We start from the raw sequence: 23,595 nt of genomic DNA, 5'->3' as shown, positions 1-23,595 counted from the left end.
CTGTTCCTTCAAAGTGAGGAAACAGCCGGCGTACATAGTACCCATTACTTGTAGTAAGTAAAATGACCTAGCGCAAGAACCAAAAAAAATAATTGGCTGGCAATCTCGGTAGGCTAGCTTTAACAGATTGTGTTTGTAAAACAGTCAGTTTGGAGTGCACGAAGTGGCATCAGAGTGATGGCGCAGCGTGACTTTAAGTGCGGTTGTACGTCATAGCCTCAACCTTCCGGAAAATGTTCAGGGCCGGGTCAAGGATGTCGGGCCGGCGAAACGTTTGGGCGGGCCTGATCTGCTGACAGCTGGCTGCCCCGGGAAGTGAACATTTGCACTAGAGTGGCTACTCTCTAATCAGGCCTGCCGGCACATTCCGGGCTGGCAGCGCGTGCGTGATGGCGTAGTAGTTCCCTCGGCGGAAAAACATCAGTAAGGTAGGGGTCACACTACAAGACCCGCGAGGAGCAATGATGAGCGAGGCGTTGTCTATCCACCATGACCAGGCAGGTCACCAGTTTGAGACCACTGTCGACGGTCATCGTGCTTACCTGACCTACATGGATCTGGGCAAGCAGACTCTGGATATCTATCGCACGTTTGTGCCTAACGCCCTGCGTGGTCGGGGTATTGCGGCAGCCTTGACGGAGCAGGCGCTCGATTACGCAGACAAGATGGGCTATGAGGTGATTCCCTCGTGTTCATACGTTGAGCGCTATATGGAACGCCACAAGCGCCCTCAGGCCAATACCTGAAGAACACGCACACAAAAACGCCGGGCATGCCCGGCGTTTTTGTATGCGTCTGCAACCGTGCGGAACTGGCGCCAAACTATTGTGGGAGCGAGCAAGCCCGCTCCCACATGGGGTGTTAGCCGCGGGTGCGCTTTGGCAACACATCCTTGAGCTTGGCATGCATGCTGCGCAAGGTGGTCTCGGTAGCCGACCAGTCGATGCAGGCATCAGTGATCGACACGCCGTACTGCAAGTCTTCAAGGTTTTTAGGAATTGCCTGGCAGCCCCAGTTCAAGTGACTCTCAACCATCAGGCCGATAATCGACTGGTTGCCCTCGACGATCTGGTTGGCCACGTTTTCCATGACCAGCGGCTGCAGGGCCGGGTCCTTGTTGGAATTGGCGTGGCTGCAATCGACCATGATGTTCGGGGTGATCCTGGCCTTGGTCAGTGCCTGCTCGCAGAGCGCAACGCTGACGGAGTCATAGTTCGGTTTGCCGTTGCCGCCGCGCAATACCACATGACCGTAGGCATTGCCCTTGGTGGTGACGATCGACACGCCGCCTTCCTGGTTGATACCCAGGAAACGATGCGGGCTTGAAACCGACTGCAAGGCATTGATCGCAACCGTCAGGCCGCCATCGGTGCCGTTCTTGAAGCCTACGGCCGAAGACAGGCCGGACGCCATTTCACGGTGAGTCTGGGACTCAGTGGTGCGTGCGCCGATGGCCGACCAGCTGATGAGGTCCTGCAAGTACTGCGGGGAAATCGGGTCGAGGGCTTCAGTTGCGGTTGGCAGGCCCATTTCGGCCAGGTCCAGCAGCAGTTTGCGACCAATATGCAGACCGTCCTGGATCTTGAACGAGTCGTCCAGATACGGGTCGTTGATAAGGCCTTTCCAGCCCACGGTGGTACGGGGCTTTTCGAAATAAACCCGCATGACCAGATACAGCGTGTCGCTGACTTCAGCCGCAAGCACCTTCAGGCGCTCGGCGTATTCATGGGCAGCCTTGAGATCGTGAATCGAGCAAGGCCCGATGACAACGAACAGTCGATGGTCAGTGCCATCCAGGATGTTGCGAATCACCTCGCGCCCTTTGGTCACGGTCCGCAGCGCTGTTTCGCTGAGAGGAATCTCGCGTTTGAGCTGTTCAGGGGTGATCAGGGTTTCGTTGGAGGCAACGTTTAGGTCGTCGATCGGTAAATCAGCCATCGTGTTACTCGTCAGGTCACGGGTGCCGGCCGCCAGCGATCCCCGTGCGGCGGAGCACAGCTTGATTGAGCGCATCGGGGAGCCGAACCTTAACGCGTTATCCGGTAGGTCGACAATGGGCAGGTACAGCTTTAATCCAGCACGGCCTGCGCCATTGCGTGGTCCATGGTGGCTTGCGAGAACTCCACGGCGTGATGAGTGACCCATTTCAGAGCCAGGGCTTGCAGGTCCTGGGGGCAGGGGCTTTGTTGCTGCTGCAGGCGTGAGAAGTGTTCGATCTGACAGACCTGTTCGCCCATTCGCGCACCAAACAGGGTTTGTTCATCAATCAAGGCAACGCCGATGCGGTAACCCTCCTTGCGCTTTTCGCACCAGGCTATATAGCCCGGATAACGTGCGTTTTCCCCCAGGGTAGGCATGGACATATCAACGGCGGTGCCGCATCGCCAGCTTCTGTCGCTGTTGCATGCCACGCCGCCGAGGCTGATAGAGTGCAGCTTCTGGCGCGGCAGTGAAGGTTGGTTGCGTAGCGTTATCTCAACGGGAATATCATCTGGGTGAGGTAAAAAACGACCCATGAATTCGGACTCCAGGTGCCATTAAATTAGTATTGTCTTATGAGTATAGTGACTGCGATGGAACTGACTGACTTTGATGCCGACCAGCTACTGCTGGCACTTCCCGGCACCTCGCTGGTCATCTTTACCGGTGCGGGCTGTTCGGCGTGCCGGGTGGCCCGGCGCATGCTGCCCGGCATGCAATTGCCCGTTGAACGGTTGTGCTGGATTGATGCCGGCAACAACGGCGGGTTGGTCGAGCGCTACGAAATTTTCCATCTGCCTAGCCTGTTTGTGGTGCACGACGGGGCCTTTTACGGTGAGTTGAAATCGCGCCTGAGCGAAGGTGAGCTGGCACATCATGTTCGGCTGGCCTTGATGCTTGAGCCTGACGAGCTACCGTGAAGCAACGTTTGAACCCGCTTTAGTGCTGTGGAGGCGATATGAGCAAAGGCTTAAAGGGCAAGCTGGTGCTGGCCATTTCTTCTCGGGCCCTGTTCGACTTGAGCGATAGCCATCAGGTGTACCTGGCCCAGGGGATCGAGGCGTACCGGCAATACCAGATCGAACATGAAGATGAAGTACTGGCCCCGGGGGATGCCTTTGCGCTGGTCAAGAAGCTCCTGAGCTTTAATGCCAGCCTTGGCCGGGAGCGGGTCGAGGTGGTGCTGGTCTCGCGTAACAGCGCCGATACCGGGCTGCGGGTGTTCAATTCGATCCAGCATTACGGCCTGAATATTTCCCGGGCAGCGTTCTCGGGCGGGCGCAACCCCCATCCCTATCTCAATGCTTTTGGTTGTGATCTGTTTTTGTCGACCCATGCCGAGGATGTGCGCAGTGCCCTGGATGCGGGTTTTGCAGCCGCAACCATTCTCTCGGGTGGCTCACTGCGTGCCGAAAGCAATGAACTGCGGATTGCCTTTGACGGTGATGCGGTGCTGTTTTCCGACGAGTCGGAGCGGGTTTTCCAGTCCGGAGGCCTGGAGGCATTTCAGTCCCTTGAGCGCGAGTCTGCGCGCAATCCGCTGCGGGGCGGGCCCTTCAAGGGCTTTCTGGAGGCTTTAAACCTGTTGCAACGCGAGTTCCCCGATGACAACTGCCCGATTCGCACTGCGCTGGTCACTGCCCGTTCGGCGCCTGCCCATGAACGGGTGATCCGCACGTTGCGTGACTGGGACATTCGTCTGGATGAATCGCTTTTTCTGGGCGGGCTGGATAAATCGGCCTTTCTCGAAGCCTTTGCTGCGGATGTATTTTTTGATGACCAGGCCGGTCATTGCGAGAGGGCGCGCCAGGTGGTGGCGACCGGCCATGTGCCTCACGGCATCAGCAATGAATCCAGGGATTTCACCCCCGAATAAGCATTGCCGGCGAGTTGCCGAGCGGAGCATCGCACTTGTCCCGACGCTGCTAAGCTCAACTTACTTCGTATATTGACGCTGTCGGGAAGGTCGCATGATTCGCTCAATCCTGTACGCCACTGACCTCGGCATTTACGCGCCCGTTGTGATGCAGCATGCGCTTGGTATGGCCCGCAGTTTCAGCGCCGATCTGTTTGTGTTGCATGTGGTTGAGCCCATGGGCCTGTTTGCCGAGTCGGTACTGCAGAGCTATCTCGATGAGCAGGCGTTGAGCGAGCTGCACCAGCAGGGCATGAGCACAATGCTTTCCAATATCGAGTTGCGGGTATTGGAGAGTCTTCGCGAAGAGTTGGCGGGGTGGGAACAGGAACTGGCCTTGATTCGATCGGTCAAGGTTATTCAAGGGGAGCCTTCACACGTCATTCTGGAGCAGTCGCAAAAGCTTTCAGTAGACCTGCTCATACTGGGCAGTCATGCCCAGCCCTCGGGGGGCGAATCGCATTTGGGGCGTACGGCCGCCCGAGTTATCGAGCTGGCCAAGATACCGGTGTATCTGGTGCCCCTGATGCAGCGCCGGCGCAGTGCTGATGTGTAAGGCTGATGAATCAATAAAAATGATAAAAAAGTTCTAGATTTCTTATTCCAACCTTCCATATAGTTATATATCGCCGCCGATGCCTTGGCGCCTATCAGCTTTGAGGGATGCATATGAAGCTTCAACAATTGCGCTACATCTGGGAAGTGGCGCACCACGACCTCAACGTTTCGGCCACCGCGCAGAGTCTTTACACCTCACAGCCGGGTATCAGCAAACAGATCCGCCTGCTTGAAGACGAACTGGGCGTCGAGGTGTTTGCCCGCAGCGGCAAACATCTGACTCGCGTCACTCCGGCTGGCGAGCGCATCATCACGACCGCTGGCGAGATCCTGCGCAAGGTCGAAAGCATCAAGCAGATCGCCCAGGAATTCTCCAACGAGAAAAAGGGTACGCTGTCGATTGCCACCACCCACACCCAGGCGCGTTATGCATTGCCGCCGGTGATCAGCAACTTTATCAAGCAGTATCCGGACGTAGCCCTGCATATGCACCAGGGTTCGCCCATGCAGATCGCCGAGATGGCCGCCGATGGCACTGTCGATTTTGCCATTGCCACTGAAGCCCTTGAGCTGTTCGGCGACCTGGTGATGATGCCGTGCTACCGATGGAATCGCTGCGTCGTGGTGCCTCAGGGTCACCCGCTGACCAAACTGCCAAAGCTGACCCTCGAAGCGCTGGCCGAATACCCGATCGTGACCTATGTGTTCGGCTTTACCGGTCGCTCCAAGCTCGACGAGGCGTTCAGCCATCGTGGCCTGACCCCTAAAGTGGTATTTACCGCTGCCGACGCCGACGTGATCAAAACCTATGTGCGTTTGGGCCTGGGTGTTGGCATCGTGGCCAAAATGGCCGTCGACACCAATCTGGATAAAGATCTGGTGGTCCTTGATGCCAGCGAGCTGTTCGAGTCCAGCATCACCAAAATCGGTTTCCGTCGTGGCACTTTCCTGCGCGGATTCATGTGCGACTTTATCGAAAAATTTGCCCCGCACCTCACCCGTGAAGTGATGGCCAAAGCGATTGCCTGCCACAACAAGCAAGAGCTGGAAGAGCTGTTTGAAGGCGTGGAATTGCCGGTTCACTGATTCGCCGGCCCTGAACTACCCCTGTGGGAGCGGGCTTGCCCGCGATGGCATCGACGCGATCTGATTCAAGGATCGCGCCGTCTGCATCGCGAGCAAGCCCGCTCCCACATTTGGTTCGCACCCGTTGTCGAATGAGCGGGTTATTGCTGCTCGGCGTTGCGTGCGTGGCGATAGTCGCTGACCGCGTCATACACCGCCTTGCGCAGGCGGTTGATCCCGCCAATCGGCCGGTGTTCCTCAATGCCATGCCATGGGCTGAACGACAGGTTGTCACAAGCCAGATTCTGGCCTGGTGTGTCAAAGTCCTGGGCTGGCACCTTGACCCGTGCGACGGTTTCAAAGGGCGCGTCCGATTCTTTCCACTCGATGCTGGTGTCTTCGATCGGCATAAAACGATTGGCGTCCTGACGCTGGATCTGCAGCACAAAGCAGGCGGGCACCCGATCCGTTGACAGTTGCTGGTTCAAGGCGTTACGCAAAAAATTGGGCAGCGCCTCATTCTGCTTGGGCAGGCTGTAAGCCGGGCAACTGTCGGGGTCAGGGGCTACGCGGTACTTGGCATTGGCTGTGCCGAACTTGTAGGGCGACACAGAAAAATATGTCGTTTGTGTCGGGCTGGTCGGGGCAGGCGCCAGGGTAGCCAGGGCGATAAACAGATGGCGCACTTGCCAGCTGCGCGGGTCCCAGGACGGGAAAAACGCCAGGACCTTTTTGCCATCGGCTTGCGCGCCGATGTTCTGGCGGTATTCAGCGACATCGCTGACAAAGAAATTGGGATGGTTGAACATCACAAAGTCCTGCTCGGTGCGCCCTTGCTGGCCTGGCATCAGTTGAGTGCCGGGCACGTCCTGCAACTTGATGGCCATGCCGCGGGCATCGCGAATGCTGTCGAACTGCGGGTAGGCGTTGCCATTGGACAGGCGCATCACCGCTTGCCAGGTTTTGCCCGGCGTGGCAAACACACCCTGGCGCAGCGCCGGGTCGAGGTCGGCTAGTACCTCGACTTCGGCCTTGACGCAGCCGTGGGCCTTGGCATGGGCATCGCGCAAGTAGCGGGTGTTTTCGCGGTGCTGGTCGACGATGCGGATTGCGGTCTGGATGGTGTCCCGGGTCATGGCGGCTTCACCGTCCGGGATCTGCTCGCGCGCCGAAACCGGCCCGCGATGTTGCCAGGCGTACCAGCCGGAGGCCAGCGCCCAACCGAACAAGCCTAGGGCAACGAGCAGTAAAAGCAGCTTGCCCAGCCATTTGCCGAGTCGAAGCCAGAAAGTGGTCAGCATGCAAACATCCTTTTAGCGATTTTTTTCAGATGACGGAGATCTTTCATGGCTGTGGCAATTCCTGCTCAAGAGGACCGCCGAGCACTTTCAGGTACTCCAGCAATGCCCAGCGTTCTTCGGGTTGCAGCAGCCGCCCGATGACCCCGTTGCCGCGAGGGCCGGCGCGGAACTCGTGACCGCTGTTGTGGTTGCCGCTGATGCGGGTATCGAGTACAAAACCGCCGTCAAAGGCCTCGGTGCGATAGCCCAGGTGGCGCGGGTCATATTCAAAACTGCCGCGATAGAAGGTCTGATCACGCTCGGCCTGAGGCGAGAGCAATTGGTACACCGTAGGCACCGAACCATTGTGCAGGAAGGGTGCTGTGGCCCAGATCCCGTCCAGCGGCCGCGCCTTGTAGGCACGCACCTCCAATACGCCGATCGGCAAGCCAAAGCCGTTGAGGCGATCCTGTTCTTCGGGGCCGATATTGGCATCGTGATAGGCACGCTTTTCAACAAAGGCGGTGACATAGGCCAGGCCCTTGGCCACAGACAGCTTGCTCATGTCCAGAGGTGCGTCGGTCCTGGGGTACAGGTCGACGTTCATCCTGGCCAGCTCCTCTGCGTCCCATTGCAGCGCACTGAGGTCGTAGCGGTTGTCGGCGATATTATTGGCGGTATTGGGGTCGGTACCGATCACTTCCACAGGCAGCAACTTGAGTTGCTTGACCATCCGCCCGTTTTCTTCGACTTCAGGCGGTACATGGCAACCGGCGCAGTTTTCGCTGAACAGGGTTCGACCCTTGGCCGCCAGTGGGCGGTCAATTTTACCGAACAGCGCTTCAGGCCAGACCGGTGGTTTGAGCTTTTGCAGGGTTTCTTCGATCAGGTGCAGATCGTTAACGCGAACACTGGACGGATAACGGGCATCGCCCTGCAGGGGTTGGCCATGTTTGTCGAAAAAGTTCAGGGTCGCGCCCACGCCAAGCGCCTCACCGATGTTGCGTGCCATCGGCTGCTTGGCTGACCCGTTCCACTGCACCCAGTCGAAGGTCCACATGTCCCACAGATGCGGATAGTCTACCGGGGCATTGGCCACGCGATAGTTGTCGGGGGAAATAGCGTCGCCGAAACTGGCGTTGGCGATCCGGCCGAAGGCATCGGTACGGCCCGGGCCTTCGAGTGTCGGATAAAGGCCGCGATGGGTATCGTTCCAGGCCACGCCAAGGAAGGTGTCCAGCGATGCCTTGAAGTCCTTGCGCAGTTGCTGGTGCTGCGCATCATATTGATCGCCCAGTACGGTGCGGGCGAATCGTTCGAATTTCCACGGGTTGTAGTAGGTCGCTGCGAGGCTGGCGACCAGCGCCTGGCCGAAGCTGCCGCCGCGCAGGGTTGGCACGCTCGATGGCAGCACATGCTGTGCCGGAGCCCCGTCAATGCGCACCGCCTGGCCTTTGAAACGCAATTCGCCGGTGTGGCAGGCCGCGCAGGTGATATCCAGATACTCCACGTTGCTGCCGGGGTTCTGGTGGCGGGTAAAGCCTACTGGCAGGTTACCCGGGTTGGCAGCACTGGCCTGCTGCTTGGGGTCCACCAGAAAGCCGAAGCGCGCCAGGTACTCGGGGGCCGCGAAGGGTTGTTTGGAAAACGGCAGCTCCAGGGCGCTGAACCAGTCGTAATGCAGGCCTTTAACCTGAGTGCCCTGGGGGGTGTAATAGTAGGTCTGGCGCTCAGCAGGACTCCACTGATCCAGGTAGTGCAGTTGCTGCACAGGCTGGTAGGCCGGCAGTTTTGGATTGGCGACAAAATAGATCACCAGGCCAAGGCCCATGGCTACAGCCACCAGCAGCCCCAGCAGAACACGGTAAAACAGACGCACAGTAACGCTCCTTGTAAAAATAATTACAGCCTTATGCCTCAGCTGCGGTCAGGCATCAAGAGAGCAGGGGGGGCATTGCCGGGTTTACCGATGTGTTAACAAAAGTTGCGGCTAAAATGAATTGTTATTAATGCATGAACTTATCCATCAATTGCCTCTCTTATGCCGGTAGCCATTGGTCGCGGCCGCCTGATAAGCTCGCGGCTTTATTCGATTGCCCATTTGGCGCATGAACAAGGAAATAGCATGAAACAGCATCGGTTGGCGGCAGCTGTGGCCCTGGTAAGCCTGGTACTGGCGGGTTGTGATTCGCAGACCAGCGTAGAGCTGAAAACTCCGGCGCAAAAAGCCTCGTACGGCATTGGCCTGAACATGGGCAAGAGCCTGGCTCAAGAAGGCATGGATGATCTGGATTCCAAGGCCGTAGCCCAGGGCATCGAAGATGCCGTCGGCAAAAAAGAGCAAAAGCTCAAGGATGACGAACTGATCGAAGCGTTCGCAGCCCTGCAAAAACGTGCCGAAGAACGTCTGACCAAAATGAGTGAAGAAGCCTCTGCGGCAGGCAAAAAATTCCTCGAAGAAAATGGCAAGAAGGCCGGTGTTGTCACTACCGCTTCCGGCTTGCAGTACGAAGTTATCAAGAAAGCCGATGGCCCTCAGCCAAAAGCTACCGACGTAGTCACTGTTCACTACGAAGGCAAACTGATCGACGGCAAGGTGTTCGACAGCTCGGTTGAGCGCGGCAGCCCGATTGATCTGCCGGTTAGCGGCGTGATCCCGGGTTGGGTTGAAGGCCTGCAACTGATGCACGTTGGCGAGAAGTACAAGCTGTATATCCCTAGCGAACTGGCTTACGGCGCGCAAAGCCCGAGCCCGGCTATCCCGGCCAATTCGGTGCTGGTATTCGACCTGGAGCTGCTGGGCATCAAAGACCCTGCAAAACCGGCACAAGACGCTGCCCAGTAAGCAGCTTCTGGTACAGGCAACGCCCCGTCTCGACGGGGCGTTGTCGTTTATGTAGTCCACCTTTTGTTTCTGTAGGCTTTGTCCTGCAGTATTTTCAATACCCATAAGTTCTCTTGGCTAGTAGTTGCTGACTGCCAAGTCAATGAATTTATGGGTTTTTTTATGTGTGTAAAAAATGCCCGATCTGAGTACAGCCCTTATGGGACGGGCCTTTCAGGGTTGAAAAACAGCTCTGTTCACAAGGTTATCCACAATTTGTGTGGATAACATTTTCAGCAAATGACGGCTTTTTCGGTTGTTTTCACAAATTATTCACTTTTGAGTGAAAACCCCAGAGACCTTCGCGGCTGATAGGATTAAGCTCAAAGGGAAAGTTCTGACTCGATTTACGAAAAAAGTCTGACGGGGTTTAGTAATGGATCTTCAAATCATCAAGCGTAATGGTGAGCCTGAATACGCCGTTCTTTCATGGGAGAGTTATCAGGCACTGCTCAAGGCTGCTGGAGTCCAGGAGCCAGTTGCCGAGCCTGACAAGGATCTGCAGCCACCGGCACCCGAGCAGGTGCACCCCGGACTCGATCAGTTGCGTCACTTGCGCGAGAACAAGGGCCTGGCCCTTGAGGTGCTGGCACGCACGGTAGGCATTAGTCCGTCATATCTGGGAATGATCGAAACCGGCGAGCGTCTGCCAGACCTCGCTATCCGTCGCAGCTTGGCCTGGGAGCTTGGTATCGCAGGCTGGAGGGAAGCATCATGAACGTGCGCATCAGTCGTCAACACTGGGATGGGTTGTTGGCTGAACTCGATCAGGCGCGTCGACAGCGCCACTTGCTGACTTACCGTGCATTACTGGAACGGTTGCAATTGCCGAGCCCCGCCATGTTGACCCTCACCGCCGCACTTGAACATCTGGCGGCGATGGATGCCAAGGCCGATCAGCCATTGCGCAGTTCGCTGGTGATCAGCCAGGGTGCAAGCCGTCTGCCACGTACCGGTTTTTTCGAATGCGTGGAGCGCCTCGGGCGTTTCCCCGGCCCGCCGGACGGGATTGCCGCTGCGTCCTGGCATGCCTCTGAGGTGGTGCGGGTGTTCGAGTATGTTTACGAGCACGAGGAGGCTTGAGTGCTCTGGCGGCTCAAGGCGCGCCTGAGTTACTGGCTGGCGCGCAAGTTGTTTCACTGGCCATGGTGTGTCCGTCAGCCGCGTATCTGGCGCTGGATGGAGGGCCAGTTCGCACGCATGGCCAACCTCGGCAGCACCAGTGCCCAAAGTTTCTACGGGCATATCCTGGCCTTTCGCGGTCAAGGGATGGGCGCCAGGGAGGAGGGGGTGCGTTTGTTGCGTCTGGCGGCACTCAGTGGTGACGCCAAGGCAGCCTACCAGGTAGGCGTTTTCAGCCTGGCAGGGACGCTGAGCAAGACGCCTGACGCTGCCGAGGCTGCACGCTGGTGGACGATGGCGGCAAAAGCCGGGCACCCGCTGGCAGGGCACAAGCTGGCGGTGCTGTATCAACAGGGTGGCCCGGGGTTGATGGCTGACCCGCAGATGGCCAGGCTTTACCGTTAGCCAATAAAAAGGGCGGCCCGCATCATGCGGGCCGCCCTTTTTTTACCGATCTGACTTACTTCTTGGCCACCTGTGAGGTGAGCTTGAGGTAGTCCAGCAGAATCCGCCCGGTTTCACTCAGATAGGCGTCATCTTCCGGCTTGGTCTTTTCAGGCTCGACCGGCAGTGCATCTTCGTCTTCTTTCTTCATTTCCTTGAGCGGCGCTTCGCCCTTGGCCTGGCGGCGGGCGTTTTCCATCACCAACTGCTTGGCATCGATATCGGCGTGCTGGGCGCGACGCTCGGCTTCGTTGAGGCTGACGGTCTTTTCGGCCATCAGCTTCTCGGCCAGGGCCAGTTTGTCACGGATAAAGATGAACTCGGCATCCTTGGCCACCCGGGCTTCGTGCTCGGCCTTGAGCTTGTCGATATAAGGCTTGAACGGGTCGACGGCGGGCTTGATCGCAGGACGGATAGTGTCCCACGGCATGGCTTCAGGCAGTGCGCTTTCGCCGATTTCCTTGGTGTCGATAATCGACGGGAAGGCGACGTCGGGCAGAACGCCCTGATGCTGGGTGCTCTGGCCGGAAACCCGGTAGAACTTGGCCAGGGTCAGTTTCAGCTCACCGTGATTCAGCGGCTGGATGGTTTGCACCGTGCCCTTGCCGAACGTCTGGCCGCCGATAATCAGCGCGCGGTGGTAGTCCTGCATGGCACCGGCGAAGATCTCCGAAGCCGAAGCCGACAGGCGGTTGACCAGCAATGCCATAGGGCCTTTGTAGAACGCCCCGGGGTTTTCGTCTTCAAGCACGTCGACCTTGCCGTCTGCATTACGCACCAGCACGGTCGGGCCCTTGTCGATAAACAGGCTGGTCAGTTCGGTGGCTTCCTGCAACGAGCCGCCACCGTTGTTGCGCAGGTCGATAATCACGCCATCGACTTTTTCTTTCTGCAACTCGGTCAGCAGTTTTTTAACGTCACGGGTGGTGCTCTTGTAGTTCGGGTCGCCAGCACGGAACGCCTTGAAGTCCAGGTAGAACGCCGGAATTTCAATCACGCCCAGCTTGTAGTTCTTGCCATCCTGCTTGAGGTTGAGGATCGACTTTTTCGCCGCCTGCTCTTCAAGCTTCACCGCTTCACGGGTGATGGACACGATCTTGCTGGTCTGGTCATTGGGCGCGTTGCTCGCCGGAATCACTTCCAGGCGCACCACGGAGCCTTTAGGGCCACGAATCAGCTTGACCACTTCATCCAGACGCCAGCCGATCACGTCGACCATCTCTTTGTCGCCCTGGGCAACGCCGATGATCTTGTCGGCCGGTGCGACCTGCTTGGTTTTATCGGCCGGGCCTGCCGGCACCAGACGGACAATTTTTACCTGGTCGTTATCGCTCTGCAACACGGCGCCAATGCCTTCCAGCGACAGGCTCATATTGATATCGAAGTTTTCCGCGTTATCTGGCGACAGATAGTTGGTGTGCGGATCGTAAGACATGGCGAAGGTGTTGATATACGCCTGGAAGATGTCTTCGCTGCGGGTCTGGTCAAGGCGCGACAATTGATTCTTGTAGCGCTTGGTCAACAGTTCCTGGATTTTCGCAGGCTCTTTGCCGGCGATTTTCAGACGCAGGACTTCATCCTTGATGCGTTTGCGCCACAGGTTGTTGAGTTCGGCTTCGGTCTTGAGCCATGGAGCGTCCTTGCGGTCGATCTCCAGGGTTTCCTTGGCATTGAAGTCCAGCGAGTCAACGCCCTTGTTCAACTCGGCAAGCGCAAAGTCCAGGCGCGATTTGACGCGATCCAGATAGCGTTTGTAGATAATGAAACCGGGGTTCAGATCGCCGCTTTTGAGGAAGTCGTCAAACTGGAATTTCCATTTGTCGAATTCGGCAATATCGCTGGCCAGAAAGTAACTGCGCGAAGGGTCGAGCAGCTTCAGATAGCTGTCATAGATGATTGCCGAGCGGGCATCATCCAGTGGCGGCTTGCTGTAATGATGGCGCTTGAGCAGCTCAACAACGTTAAGACTGGCAATTACCTCATCACGATCGGGCTGAAGGTTATCCCAACTGTTAGCGGCGAACGTATTGGCCGAAAACGGCAAAACGCCTAGGCCAATGAATAGGGCAAGTGCGGTGCTAGGGAATAAATGCTTCATGCTGATTCGACGCGGGGGCAATTGATAACGCATATTAGGCCGTCTTTGAAGTCGCCGGTTCCATCAAGGACCGGTCGCATAATGCAAAAAGCCCGGTGCAACAGCTCCGGGCTCAGTCCAGACTCACTATGGAGGCACTGTGAAAGCATTGCAAGGCGTTGAAGGTCAAGTGAAGTGGGTTGAAGAGCCAAGCCCCACCTGTGATGTAGGGCAAATCCGTATTCGTGTAGCCGCCGCCGGGCTCAATCGGGCAGACCTGTTGCAAAGCGCCGGCTTGTATCCGCCGCCGCCGGGGGCCAGTGAGGTATTGGGCCTGGAGTGTTCAGGTGTGGTCAGCGAAGTAGGGCCAGGGTCGTCCTGGCAAGTGGGTGATCGCGTCTGTGCCTTGCTGGCCGGGGGTGGCATGGCCGAGGAAGTGGTGGTTGATGCCCGTCATGCACTGCCGGTGCCTGAAGGTTTGTCGCTGCTGGAGGCTGCGGCATTGCCCGAGGTGTACAGCACGGCATGGCTGAACCTGTTTCAACTGGCCGCGCTCAAGCCGGGCGAAAAAGTATTGCTGCACGCGGGGGCAAGTGGTGTTGGTTCAGCGGCCATTCAGCTGTGCAAAGCCTTTGGTAGCCCGTGCTGGGTGAGCGTGGGCTCGGCCGAGCGCCTGGCTTACTGCCAGGCGCTGGGTGTCCAGGGTGGCGTGGTGCGTACCGAGGGGCTGGACAGTCTCAAGGCGCTGGGGCCTTTCGACGTGGTGCTGGACCCTGTGGGGGCCAACTATGCCGAATCCAACCTCAAACTGCTGGCCCAGGACGGGCGCTGGGTGTTGATTGGCCTGATGGGCGGGCGCAAGGCCGAGCTGGATCTGGCGCTGGTCCTGGGCAAGCGTATTCAGTTGCTGGGCTCGACCCTGCGCAGCCGCAGCGATCAGTTCAAGGCGGATTTGCTCAGTGATCTGGGGCAGCAGGTATGGCCATTGTTTACCGAAGGCCGCCTGAGTCCGCAACTGGCCAAGACCTTCCCGATTGAGGACGCGCAGGCAGCGTTTGCCGAACTGGCCAGCAACCAGGTGTCGGGCAAGCTGGTGCTGGTGATCGACAGCAGCTTAACCTGATCCTCTGTGGGAGCTGGCTTGCCTGCGATACAGGCGATAGGGTCTGGCAGGCAAATCGCGGTGATGCCATCGCGAGCAAGCCCGCTCCCACAGTTTCAGGGGGTCATTTCCAGTGATGAATCGGCCACCCGGCCTTTTCAGCCTGTTCGCGCAGCACCGGGTCCGGGTTTACCACATGGGGGTGATCGACCTTGAGCAGCAGCGGCAAGTCGTTGCGCGAATCGGAGTAAAAGCTCGCGCCTTCCAGGTTTTCTTCCTGCTCATCCAGCCACTCCAGCAGGCGCGTAATCTTGCCTTCGCGGTAAGTCAAAGTGCCCACCGTGTGCCCGGTATAAAAGCCGTGAGCCACTTCCAGCTCAATGCCCAGCACTTCATCGATACCCAGGCGCTCGGCAATGGGTTTGACCAGGTGGGTGCCCGAGGCCGAAATGACCAGGATCCGGTCGCCCGCCTTGCGGTGCGCGGCAATGGTTCTGGTTGCGTCACTGAAGATGATCGGTTCGATATAGTCCTCAACCCAGGGCTCGACCAGGTGCGCGACTTCTTCGGGGCTGCGGCCGATCAGCGGCTCCAGGCTGAAAGCCATATAGTCTTCCATGGCCAGCTCGCCCCGGCTGTAGGCGGCCATCAGTTCGTTGTTGCGCTGCATGAACGACACCGGGTCGACCCAGCCCAGGCGGCCCATCTGCTCGCTCCAGAGGGTGGCGCAGTCGCCATGAATCAGGGTTTCGTCCAGATCAAAAATTGCCAGGGCCATCAGCGCAACTCTCTCTTCAGTGAATTCAGGAACATCAGGCTACCTCACAAAGGGTGCTCGAATCGATGGATAGCGCAACGGCTTGGCCGTCCGGGTACAAATCGCCCGGCGCACGGTTGAGTACGTCGACGATCAATTGCACGCCACGCACCTCGACGCGATAGCGGATCACGTTTCCCAGCAGGCTATGACTCAGAATGACCCCGTCGGGTTTACCCTGCACACTCAACCCCAGGGTTTCCGGGCGAATGGCGATGCGGCTGCTGACCGGGCGCTGCAACAGGCGGCTGGCAGTTTGCGCGTCCAGCAGGTTGTAGTTGCCGATAAAACCTGCGGCGAAGGCATCTGCCGGGGCTGCATAGAGGGTCTGAGCATTGCCGCTCTGCACGATATGACCCTTGTTCATCAGGAAAATGCGGTCGCTCATCACCAGTGCTTCTTCCTGATCGTGGGTCACGAAGATAGTGGTCAGGCCCAGCTCGCGCTGGATGGTGCGGATCTGCTCGCGCAAGTGCTTGCGAATTCGCGCATCCAGCGCCGACAGCGGCTCATCCAGCAGCAGCAGGCGCGGACGCGTCACCAGTGAGCGGGCCAGGGCCACACGTTGGCACTGACCACCGGACAACTGGTGCGGATAGCGCTTGGCGAAGTCATTCAACTCCACCAGTTGCAAGGCTTCGGCCACGCGTTTGTGGCTGTCATCGGCCTTGACCTTCTGCATGCGCAGGCCGAAGGCCACGTTCTGTTCGACAGTCATGTTGGGGAACAGCGCATAACTCTGAAACACCATACCGATGCCACGCTTTTGCGGGCTCACTGGCACGATGTCCTGGCCATCGAGCAGGATCTTGCCGCCATCTACCGGCGTCAACCCGGCGATACAACGCAGCAGCGTGGACTTGCCGCAACCGGACGGGCCGAGCAGGGTGACGAATTCACCCTTGGCGATGCTGCAGTTGATATCACTGAATACCGGGGTGCCGGAATAGGATTTTTGCAGGTGTTCAACGCTGACGAAGCTCATTGGCTTTTGTCCTTGTTCAGGAAGGTGGCAACCCAGGTCAGCACCAGTACAAAGAGGAAATAGGATATGACCAGCGCGCTGGTGAAGTGGCCGCTGCTGTTGCGCATATTGTTCAGGAATACCTGCAAGGTCTCGTAGCGGGTGCCGACCAGGATATTGGCGAACACAAACTCGCCAAACAGGAACGAGAATGACAGCAGCAGGGCTACCATCAGGCCTTTACGCAAATTGGGCAGCACCACCAAAAATGCCGCCTGCCAGGTGCTGGCACCCAGCAGTTGGGCCGCGTCCATCAAGTCGCGCAGGTTGATCGCCTGCAAGTTGTTGGTGATCGCGCGGTACATGAACGGCAGTGCGACGGTGAAATAACAGCCGATCAGGATCCACGGCGTACCGACCATTTGCAGCGGGCCGGAACCATAAAGTTGCAGCAAGCCTACCGATGACACCACCGGCGGCACGGCGAAGGGCAGCAGGATCAGGATGTTCATCAGCGCATCCAGCTTGGGGAAGTGGTAATGCACCACAAACAGCAGCGGCAGGATCAGCACTACGGACAGCACCAGCGCCGCGACGCAGACCAGCAGCGACTGGCCGAAGGCCTTGAGGAAGCGCGGGTCGCTCCACAGCTGGTCATACCACTTGAAGGTAAAGCCGCTGGGCAACACCGTGGCTGACCAACTGCTGGCGATGGAGTAGATAAACGTGCCCAGCAGCGGTAGCAACAAAATCAGAAACAGCAGCCAGACCACACTGCGGTGGTACAGGCTGGCGGAAGTGGTTTCAGCGCGCGACATGGTAGCTCCTCTTTAACAGCCACTGATGCACCAGGGTTACCAGGGTCATCAGCCCCACCAGGATCACCGCCAGGGCGCTGGCCATGTTCGGATCCAGGCTGATATCTCCTGACACCATCGCGGCAATGCGAATGGGCAGCACGTTGAAGTTGCCGGTGGTCAAGGCATACACCGTGGCATAGGCCCCCAGGGCGTTGGCCAGCAGGATAACGAAGGTGCCGAGCAGTGCCGGGGTCAGTACCGGCAGGCCGATAAACCGCCAGAACTGCCAGCTGTTGGCGCCCAGCAGGGAGGCCGATTCGCGCCAGTCCTCGCGCAGGGCATCGAAGGCAGGGTAAAGCAGCAGCACGCCGAGGGGGATCTGGAAGTAGGTGTACAGGATGATCAGGCCGGTTTTCGAGTAGAGGTTGAAATCCTCGATGATCCCTGCCTGTTTGAGCATGATCGTGATACTGCCGTTAAAGCCCAGCAAAATGATGAATGCGAAGGCCAGCGGCACACCGGAGAAGTTGCTGGTCATGTTGGCGAATGCGTTGACGAAATTGCGCAGCCGCGAATCCACCTTGCGCAGCGAATAGCTGCCCAGTATGGCAATGATGATGCCGAACAGGCTGGACCAGAAACTGATCTCCAGGCTGTGTTGGATGGCCTGCAGATAGAATTTGGAGTTGAAGATCTTGATGAAGTTGGCCAGGCCCCAGCCACTTTCTTCCGATTGCACACTGTGGATCAGCACCCACACCAGCGGGGCGATCTGAAACACGATAAAAAATACCGCGAAGGGCACCAGGCACAGAACTGCAAGCCATTTGCCCCGGGTCATGGCGCGGGCCTCAGCAGCTCGCGGCACAGCGGTTTGTCGTGAGCTACGCCAAGCAACTCGCAGATCGTGCCGCACAACTCGAGCTGTTTTGGCATGACATCCGGGTTCAGGCTGAACGCATCGCCCAGCACAAACAGTGGCACTTCACGCTCTTCGGGCAGCAAGCCGTTATGGGAGCGATCGTTGTTCATGCCGTGGTCAGCAGTGACCAGTACTTGGTAGCCGGCCTGCAGCCAGCCTTGCAGATAGTCGGCCAGGATAATGTCGGCCGAACGCGCACTGTTGCGGTATTGCGCGGTATCGAGGCCGTGTTTGTGTCCGGCATCGTCGATATTCATGGGGTGGACCAGTAAAAAATTCGGCTTGTGCGCCAACCGCAGGCTTTCTGCGTCGGCGAACAGGTGGGAGTCAGGGTAATGATCACTCCAGTAGAAATGCCCGTATTGGATTGGCAAGTCCCCAGCCAGGGTATGGCGATCCCGGGCAATCACGAATGGCGAGCGGTTATAGAGCTCACTGACCCAGTGATAGGCCGCTGCCGCTGTGATCAATCCGGCATCACGAGCGTAATGGAACACGCTGCGCTGGTTGGACAGGCGCGAGACATTATTGTGGACAATGCCGCTTTCAATCGGCGGCACGCCGGTGAGGATGCACTCGTAGAGCGGGCGCGACAGGGCTGGCAACTCGCAGGTGAGTTTGTACAGTGCGGCCCGTTCTGCACTGACATAGGCCTGCAAATGGCCCATGGCAAGGCGGGCGACCTCAAAGTTCAAGCCGTCGAGCACTACCAGAATGACGTTGTGTTTCATGTAAGACTCCGCTGGCGCAGCGCAAAAGCTGTTGTTGGAGCGGGCTTGCTCGCGATGGGTACAACCCGGCACATCAGATGGATCGAGTCGATGGCATCGCGAGCAAGCCCGCTCCCACGCAGATCAAGGCGCAGGGTTACTGCATATTGATGATGACTTCTTCCTGCCACAGCTGCGGCAAGGCCTTGGAGGTCTTTTCCCAGGCGTCGGCGTCTTTGATCGGGGTGACATTTTTGTACTGGTCGTTGGACAGCAGCTTGGCCTGCACGTCAGCCGGCAGCTTCAGGTGCTCGGCACGAATCGGCCGTGCATTGCCCCGCGCCAGGTTGGTTTGCCCGGCATCGCTGAAGATGAATTCGCGAGTCAGCTTGGCGGCGTTCGGGTGTTTGGCGTATTTGTTGATGATGGTGGTGTAGCCCGAGATCACCGAACCGTCGGACGGGATCAGCACCACATAGTCATCCGGGTTGGCCATTTTGGCTTTGTAGCTCAAGCCGTTGAAATCCCAGACCACGCCGACTTCCACTTCACCTTTCTCCATCGTGGCGATGGTCGGGTTGGCCAGTGACAGGCGACCTTGCTTGGCGATGTCGGCAAACATCAACAGGGCCGGTTGCACGTTCTTTTCATCGCCGCCATTGGCAATGGCTGCAGCCAGCACGCCATTGGTGGCCTGGGCCGCGGTGCTGACATCACCGATCGAGACCTTGTATTTACCCGACTTCAGGTCAGCCCATTTGGTCGGCACTTCAGAGCCGTGCAGCAGTTTCTTGTTGACGATAAACGCAATGGTGCCGGTGTAGGCCAGGGCCCAGTTGCCGTCTTTATCCTTGGCCCAGTCCGGGATCTGTTCCCAGGTGGTTGGCTTGTACGGCTGGGTTACGCCTTTGGCCACGGCAATGGGGCCAAAGGCGGCGCCCACGTCACCGATGTCGGCACTGGCGTTGTCTTTTTCCGCGGCAAACTTGGCCACTTCCTGGGCCGAACTCATATCAGTGTCGATGTGCTTGAGGCCGTAGAGCTTGTTCAGATCGGCCCAAGTGCCTTTCCAGTTGGCCCAGTCATCGGGCATGCCGACGCTGTTGACCGTGCCTTCAGCCTTTGCTGCGGCTTCCAGGGCTTTTAAATCGACATCGGCGGCCATGGCCGATGTGCACAGGGCAATGCTTGAACCTAACAGTGATGCGAGGAAAAACTGTTTCATCCGAAGCTCCTTGGGCGTTTTCAACGCTGGGTTTTATTGCTCTTTTGCGGTGGGTTGGTCTAGGTCAGCAATACCTGAGCCAATTTAAGCCCGGCAGATGACACTTTAATGTCGGCATTGGTTGTGCAAGGCATATCGCCAGCCAGCGTGTGTGTTCCGGCTAAGCGTAGACCATCGGGAAGGCCCCGGCTGGCAAGGGGTTTGGCGCATTTTGACGGGTATATGAACGCCCTCTTGTCATCGAACAGTCATATGTTCTGCCTAGGCTGACAGGTTCAGGGAGTGACCGTTTGACGGCCATGTTTGCCCACTTTTGGTGCTGGACTAGTCCAGCCAGGTAACGTTGATGCGAGAAGGTGCACCCAAGGCGGTAACAGCGATAAGTCGCACGCTGCAAGAGCAGATTGAGCACGGTCTACTGGCGGGAGGCAGTCAGCTGCCGGCCGAGCGCAAACTCAGCGAGTTATTCGCCACCACCCGCGTCACCGTGCGCGAAGCGTTGTTACAGCTTGAATCCCTGGGGCTGGTGTATCGGGAGGAGCGGCGCGGCTGGTTTATTTCGCCGCCGCGTCTGGCGTACAACCTGATGCAGCGCAGCCACTTTCATGCCATGGTCACGGCCCAGGGGCGAGTGCCAACCACCGAGGTGATATCGGCGCGCCTGCTGCCGGCCACGGCTGCGGTGTGTGAGCGCTTGCAGTTGCCGGCGTTATCCAGCGTGATCCAGATCTGCCGGGGCCGGCGGATTGACGGGCGGCTGGTGCTGTATGTGGAGCACTACCTGAACCCGCAGTACTTCCCGCAGATCCTTGACCTTGATCTGACGCAGTCGATTACCGAACTGTACGCCCGGCATTACGATTTGCATTACGGCCGGGTGCGTTTTGAGATTGTGCCTACGGCGCTGCCGGTAGAGGCTGCAGCGACGCTCAAGGTATCAACCGGCAGCCCGGGTTTGCGCATTGCGCGGGTCAATTACGACCAGCACGAACGGCTGATCGACTGTGATCTGGAGTATTGGCGACATGATGCGATTCATGTCGGGGTGGATGTGCAGGAGCGTTGAACAAACCTGCTTTTGTGGGAGCGAGCCTGCTCGCGATGCATACTGCGCGGTCTGTCAGGAGAACCTGGCCGATATCATCGCGAGCAGGCTCGCTCCCACAAGTTATTGGCTCAATCCTTTTGCAGGATACCGCTGCCCGCCGTCACCACTTGCACGCTCAAGCGCGGGGTGGCGAGGTCAAGCCCGGCTTCGTCCAGATGACGTTTGAGCGACAGATTGAACGCCCGCGACACTTCCCATTGCTTGATCGGTGCTGTCTTGAAACGGGCACGCAAAATGGCGCTGCCGGACTCGAAACTCTCGACCCCCTGAATCTCCAGCGGCGACCAGATATTGCGCCGCTGCAGCGGGTCGGTACGCATCTTTTGCCCGACTTCACGCATCAGCTTGATGGCGTCGTCGATTTCCATGTTGTAGGGGATGGCGACGCGGAAGATGGCGTAGCCAAATTCCCGGGAGTAGTTCTTGATGCTTTTGATTTCACTGAACGGGATGGTATGCACGATGCCGTCGATATCGCGCAGGCGCACGGTACGAATGGTCAGCCCTTCAACCGTGCCCAGATGCCCGCCGACATCGACGTAGTCGTCGATGGCCAGGGAATCTTCGATGATGATAAACAGGCCCGTGATCAGGTCGGCAACCAGTGACTGAGCACCAAAACCGATGGCCAGACCGATTACGCCGGCACCCGCAAGCAGGGGGGTGACGTTCATGCCCATATTGGCCAGGGCGACGATCAGCGCAATGATGAAGATCGCGGCAAACAGGATGTTGCGAATCAGCGGCATCATGGTTTGCGCGCGGGCATTGGCCAGCCCCTTGCGCGAGCGGGTCAGGGCATGGTGGATGGCGGTGTCGGCGAGAATCCAGATCAGCCAGGCAAACAGCAGCGTACCGCCAAGGCCGAACAGCTTGACGCTGATCTCGTGACCCTCACCCTCGGTAAAGCCGATCAGCGACATACCCCACACCCGCAGCCCCAGCTCGATAAACACCAGCCACACAATCAGGTGGGCCAGGGTGTAGACGAAACTTTTCAGGCGCTCGGAATACAGCGCATGGCGCTTGTGGCCACGTTGCGGCTTTTGCGCATGTCGGCGCACCAGCCCGTTGATCACCATGCACAACACCACCAGCACGGTACAGATCAGCGACTGGCGCAGCGCGGTGCTGGTGTCGCCTGCCGAGATAAACGTGGCCGCCAGCGAGATGCCCACCAGAATCAGCGCCGCGACATACCAGTAAGTGCCGAGGATCTCGATGCTGTCGCTCAGGGCGCGACGGGTCAGGCGGCGCGACAGGGGTTGATTGCGGATCAAGTGGGCGATAGGGCGGCGGAAACGGATGATAAACAGGCCGGTGGACAGCGCCGCCATCACATTGGCAAAGGTCGCCGCGGTATGCGCCAAGTGCACGCCCAGGGTGGCCACCAGTCGCGGATCGCTCAGGGCTTCGCCAAAGGCTGCGAAGCTGCCGATCCACCACAGCGGGCGAAATGCCTGGTGCCGCAGGATATGCAAGGCGCGGTGCCGGTGGGGGCCATCGAGGAGCGAGAAAAGGATCACGCAGATGGCAGAGAAACAGGTGCCGATAACCAGCGCGTACGCCAGCACCATTGCCAGGTCCTTGCCCAGCGAAGACGGCAGGGAGTAACTCATGTACACCGTGATCATCAGCGCGACCATCCACGGCCCCAGCTTGCGCAAGGCAAAGCGCAGCATGTCGACGGCCTTGGGGTGTTGCGGCAATTCCTCGCTCAGGCCAAATCGCAATCGCACCCGGTGGCTGACCCAGATCAGCAGGGCGGCCAGCAGGCTCCAGATCATGATGACCAGGGCAAAGCCAAAAATGATCGGCAGCCATTCATTGGCTGGCAGCATCAATGCAGAAAGTTCTTCCTTGGCTTGGGAGATTTCCTTGGTCCAGCGATAGGTTGGACTGTCATCGCCGGAAAACTGCTTTTCGAGATCAGCCAGGGTGCTGCCGATCAACCCCAGAACGCCTATCTCGGCTTCGGGCTGGGCTTTTTTGGTGGCATCGCGAAGTTTTTTCAGGTCGGCCAACAGCTTGCTGCGCTGCTGATCGTTTTCGAGGTTCTTGATCACCTCGTCCAGCGATTGGCCCAGTGGCTCGGTAGGTTGTGCCTGGGTTTTGTCCGAACTGCCCAGCATGCCCGGCAAACCGACGGCCTGCGCAGAGGTCATGGGCAAGAGCGTCAGCAGGCAAACCAGCAGGAAACAGGGCAGGGCGACAAGACGGGAAAACACTGGGCGATCAACCTCGAGGGGGAGCGAATTGGCCGAGTGTACGCTAGGCCCCGTGATCATTCATTTCTTGTCACATAAATAAATGATCGCGGGCCCGGGGCGGGAAAATGTCGGGGCTATTCATTCAGTTTGGCGAGGATTTTGAAGATGATGGTGCCGAATATCAGCAGCATGCCAGCCCAGATCATCAGCACGCCGATGCCACTACTGCGTTCGCGAAAGTTGAAGCCAATGGTCAGCAGCAGCATGCCGCAGATAATTGGAATCATCATGGAGTGGAAGGCAGTGGTTTCAAACATGGTGAGAGGGACCTGTGCAAGTGAGTGCCCCAAGTCTAGGTCGGTTTGCGCAGATGTGTGGTGATGTGTATCAAAAATGAATCAGCCAGACGCAG

24 protein-coding genes are annotated in these 23,595 nt (G+C 58.2%); 11 read left to right on the top strand and 13 right to left on the bottom strand.

All coding sequences use genetic code 11. The features are described from left to right. The first annotated feature begins 464 nt into the window (after positions 1-464). The gene (locus FHL07_RS18335; protein ID WP_019827604.1) at positions 465-746 is read left to right on the top strand and encodes a GNAT family N-acetyltransferase; all 282 of its coding nucleotides are present in this window, start codon (positions 465-467) and stop codon (positions 744-746) included. A gap of 115 nt (positions 747-861) precedes the next feature. Here FHL07_RS18335 and FHL07_RS18330 read toward each other — a convergent pair whose 3' ends face one another. Together FHL07_RS18330 and FHL07_RS18325 are read right to left on the bottom strand one after the other, a co-directional pair. Continuing rightward, positions 862-1,938 (bottom strand): 3-deoxy-7-phosphoheptulonate synthase, encoded by a 1,077-nt coding sequence (locus tag FHL07_RS18330; protein WP_095002271.1) that lies wholly within the window; start codon positions 1,936-1,938, stop codon positions 862-864. 131 nt (positions 1,939-2,069) lie between these two features. Next, positions 2,070-2,516 carry a PilZ domain-containing protein gene (locus tag FHL07_RS18325; RefSeq protein WP_138738760.1) on the bottom strand — a complete coding sequence of 149 codons (447 nt, stop codon included), beginning with the start codon at positions 2,514-2,516 and terminating at the stop codon, positions 2,070-2,072. A gap of 57 nt (positions 2,517-2,573) precedes the next feature. Between FHL07_RS18325 and FHL07_RS18320 the strand changes: the two genes are divergently transcribed. The 4 genes from FHL07_RS18320 (at position 2,574) to cysB (ending at position 5,539) form a co-directional block, all read left to right on the top strand. Continuing rightward, a complete protein-coding gene (locus tag FHL07_RS18320) occupies positions 2,574-2,900 on the top strand; it encodes a thioredoxin (RefSeq protein ID WP_095023971.1) in 327 nt (108 codons plus the stop codon). Positions 2,901-2,938: 38 nt separating this feature from the next. After that, entirely contained in the window at positions 2,939-3,856 is a 918-nt protein-coding gene (locus tag FHL07_RS18315; protein WP_095026108.1) for a 5'-nucleotidase, read from the top strand. 94 nt (positions 3,857-3,950) lie between these two features. Then, positions 3,951-4,451 carry a universal stress protein gene (locus tag FHL07_RS18310; protein ID WP_095002144.1) on the top strand — a complete coding sequence of 167 codons (501 nt, stop codon included), beginning with the start codon at positions 3,951-3,953 and terminating at the stop codon, positions 4,449-4,451. Positions 4,452-4,564: 113 nt separating this feature from the next. Next, entirely contained in the window at positions 4,565-5,539 is a 975-nt protein-coding gene (cysB, locus tag FHL07_RS18305; protein ID WP_016780131.1) for an HTH-type transcriptional regulator CysB, read from the top strand. 140 nt (positions 5,540-5,679) lie between these two features. Here the strand turns inward: cysB and FHL07_RS18300 are convergent, their stop codons facing one another. Both FHL07_RS18300 and FHL07_RS18295 read right to left on the bottom strand, forming a co-directional pair. Further along, entirely contained in the window at positions 5,680-6,819 is a 1,140-nt protein-coding gene (locus FHL07_RS18300) for a catalase family protein (protein ID WP_095023969.1), read from the bottom strand. 43 nt (positions 6,820-6,862) lie between these two features. Next, positions 6,863-8,677, bottom strand: a complete 1,815-nt coding sequence (locus FHL07_RS18295) for a di-heme-cytochrome C peroxidase (RefSeq protein WP_095002142.1) — start codon at positions 8,675-8,677, stop codon at positions 6,863-6,865. Positions 8,678-8,923: 246 nt separating this feature from the next. Here FHL07_RS18295 and FHL07_RS18290 point away from each other — a divergent pair, with 246 nt between their 5' ends. The 4 genes from FHL07_RS18290 (at position 8,924) to FHL07_RS18275 (ending at position 11,209) form a co-directional block, all read left to right on the top strand. Next, entirely contained in the window at positions 8,924-9,643 is a 720-nt protein-coding gene (locus FHL07_RS18290; protein ID WP_095002141.1) for an FKBP-type peptidyl-prolyl cis-trans isomerase, read from the top strand. Positions 9,644-10,058: 415 nt separating this feature from the next. Further along, complete coding sequence (locus tag FHL07_RS18285) at positions 10,059-10,400, top strand: helix-turn-helix domain-containing protein (protein WP_095019103.1); 342 nt, start codon at positions 10,059-10,061, stop codon at positions 10,398-10,400. Then, a complete protein-coding gene (locus FHL07_RS18280; RefSeq protein ID WP_095002139.1) occupies positions 10,397-10,765 on the top strand; it encodes a hypothetical protein in 369 nt (122 codons plus the stop codon). Before FHL07_RS18285 ends, FHL07_RS18280 begins: the two co-directional genes overlap by 4 nt. After that, positions 10,766-11,209: a tetratricopeptide repeat protein gene (locus tag FHL07_RS18275; RefSeq protein ID WP_095019105.1), complete on the top strand. Its 444-nt coding sequence runs from the start codon at positions 10,766-10,768 to the stop codon at positions 11,207-11,209. Between the two features lie 55 nt (positions 11,210-11,264). On the opposite strand, the gene FHL07_RS18270 is transcribed toward FHL07_RS18275, so the two are convergent. Beyond that, on the bottom strand, positions 11,265-13,346 hold the full coding sequence (locus tag FHL07_RS18270; protein ID WP_169916690.1) for a carboxy terminal-processing peptidase: 2,082 nt from the start codon (positions 13,344-13,346) through the stop codon (positions 11,265-11,267). A 139-nt stretch (positions 13,347-13,485) separates the two neighbouring features. Here FHL07_RS18270 and FHL07_RS18265 point away from each other — a divergent pair, with 139 nt between their 5' ends. Then, the gene (locus tag FHL07_RS18265; protein ID WP_138738759.1) at positions 13,486-14,448 is read left to right on the top strand and encodes an NAD(P)H-quinone oxidoreductase; all 963 of its coding nucleotides are present in this window, start codon (positions 13,486-13,488) and stop codon (positions 14,446-14,448) included. Between the two features lie 103 nt (positions 14,449-14,551). Here FHL07_RS18265 and FHL07_RS18260 read toward each other — a convergent pair whose 3' ends face one another. The 6 genes from FHL07_RS18260 to FHL07_RS18235 all read right to left on the bottom strand — a co-directional run bounded on the left by FHL07_RS18260 (position 14,552) and on the right by FHL07_RS18235 (position 19,865). After that, positions 14,552-15,205 (bottom strand): HAD family hydrolase, encoded by a 654-nt coding sequence (locus FHL07_RS18260; protein ID WP_095002135.1) that lies wholly within the window; start codon positions 15,203-15,205, stop codon positions 14,552-14,554. 34 nt (positions 15,206-15,239) lie between these two features. Further along, positions 15,240-16,229, bottom strand: coding sequence for an ABC transporter ATP-binding protein (locus FHL07_RS18255; protein ID WP_095038534.1), 990 nt, complete (start codon positions 16,227-16,229; stop codon positions 15,240-15,242). Beyond that, complete coding sequence (locus FHL07_RS18250; RefSeq protein WP_095002133.1) at positions 16,226-17,026, bottom strand: ABC transporter permease; 801 nt, start codon at positions 17,024-17,026, stop codon at positions 16,226-16,228. Before FHL07_RS18250 ends, FHL07_RS18255 begins: the two co-directional genes overlap by 4 nt. Next, positions 17,013-17,849, bottom strand: coding sequence for an ABC transporter permease (locus FHL07_RS18245; RefSeq protein WP_095019107.1), 837 nt, complete (start codon positions 17,847-17,849; stop codon positions 17,013-17,015). Before FHL07_RS18245 ends, FHL07_RS18250 begins: the two co-directional genes overlap by 14 nt. Continuing rightward, complete coding sequence (locus FHL07_RS18240; protein WP_095020262.1) at positions 17,846-18,661, bottom strand: alkaline phosphatase family protein; 816 nt, start codon at positions 18,659-18,661, stop codon at positions 17,846-17,848. Before FHL07_RS18240 ends, FHL07_RS18245 begins: the two co-directional genes overlap by 4 nt. A 136-nt stretch (positions 18,662-18,797) precedes the next feature. Further along, positions 18,798-19,865, bottom strand: a complete 1,068-nt coding sequence (locus tag FHL07_RS18235; protein ID WP_095002130.1) for an ABC transporter substrate-binding protein — start codon at positions 19,863-19,865, stop codon at positions 18,798-18,800. Between the two features lie 346 nt (positions 19,866-20,211). Between FHL07_RS18235 and FHL07_RS18230 the strand changes: the two genes are divergently transcribed. Then, on the top strand, positions 20,212-20,931 hold the full coding sequence (locus tag FHL07_RS18230; protein ID WP_095002129.1) for a UTRA domain-containing protein: 720 nt from the start codon (positions 20,212-20,214) through the stop codon (positions 20,929-20,931). A 110-nt stretch (positions 20,932-21,041) separates the two neighbouring features. On the opposite strand, the gene FHL07_RS18225 is transcribed toward FHL07_RS18230, so the two are convergent. Both FHL07_RS18225 and FHL07_RS18220 read right to left on the bottom strand, forming a co-directional pair. Continuing rightward, positions 21,042-23,201, bottom strand: a complete 2,160-nt coding sequence (locus FHL07_RS18225) for a mechanosensitive ion channel domain-containing protein (RefSeq protein ID WP_095002270.1) — start codon at positions 23,199-23,201, stop codon at positions 21,042-21,044. A gap of 116 nt (positions 23,202-23,317) precedes the next feature. After that, entirely contained in the window at positions 23,318-23,500 is a 183-nt protein-coding gene (locus FHL07_RS18220) for a hypothetical protein (protein ID WP_095002128.1), read from the bottom strand. Positions 23,501-23,595 lie beyond the last annotated feature (95 nt).

This window comes from Pseudomonas sp. FSL W7-0098 (assembly GCF_005930585.1).
Lineage (GTDB): Bacteria > Pseudomonadota > Gammaproteobacteria > Pseudomonadales > Pseudomonadaceae > Aquipseudomonas > Aquipseudomonas bubulae.
This window is presented reverse-complemented; position numbering and strand designations above follow the sequence as displayed.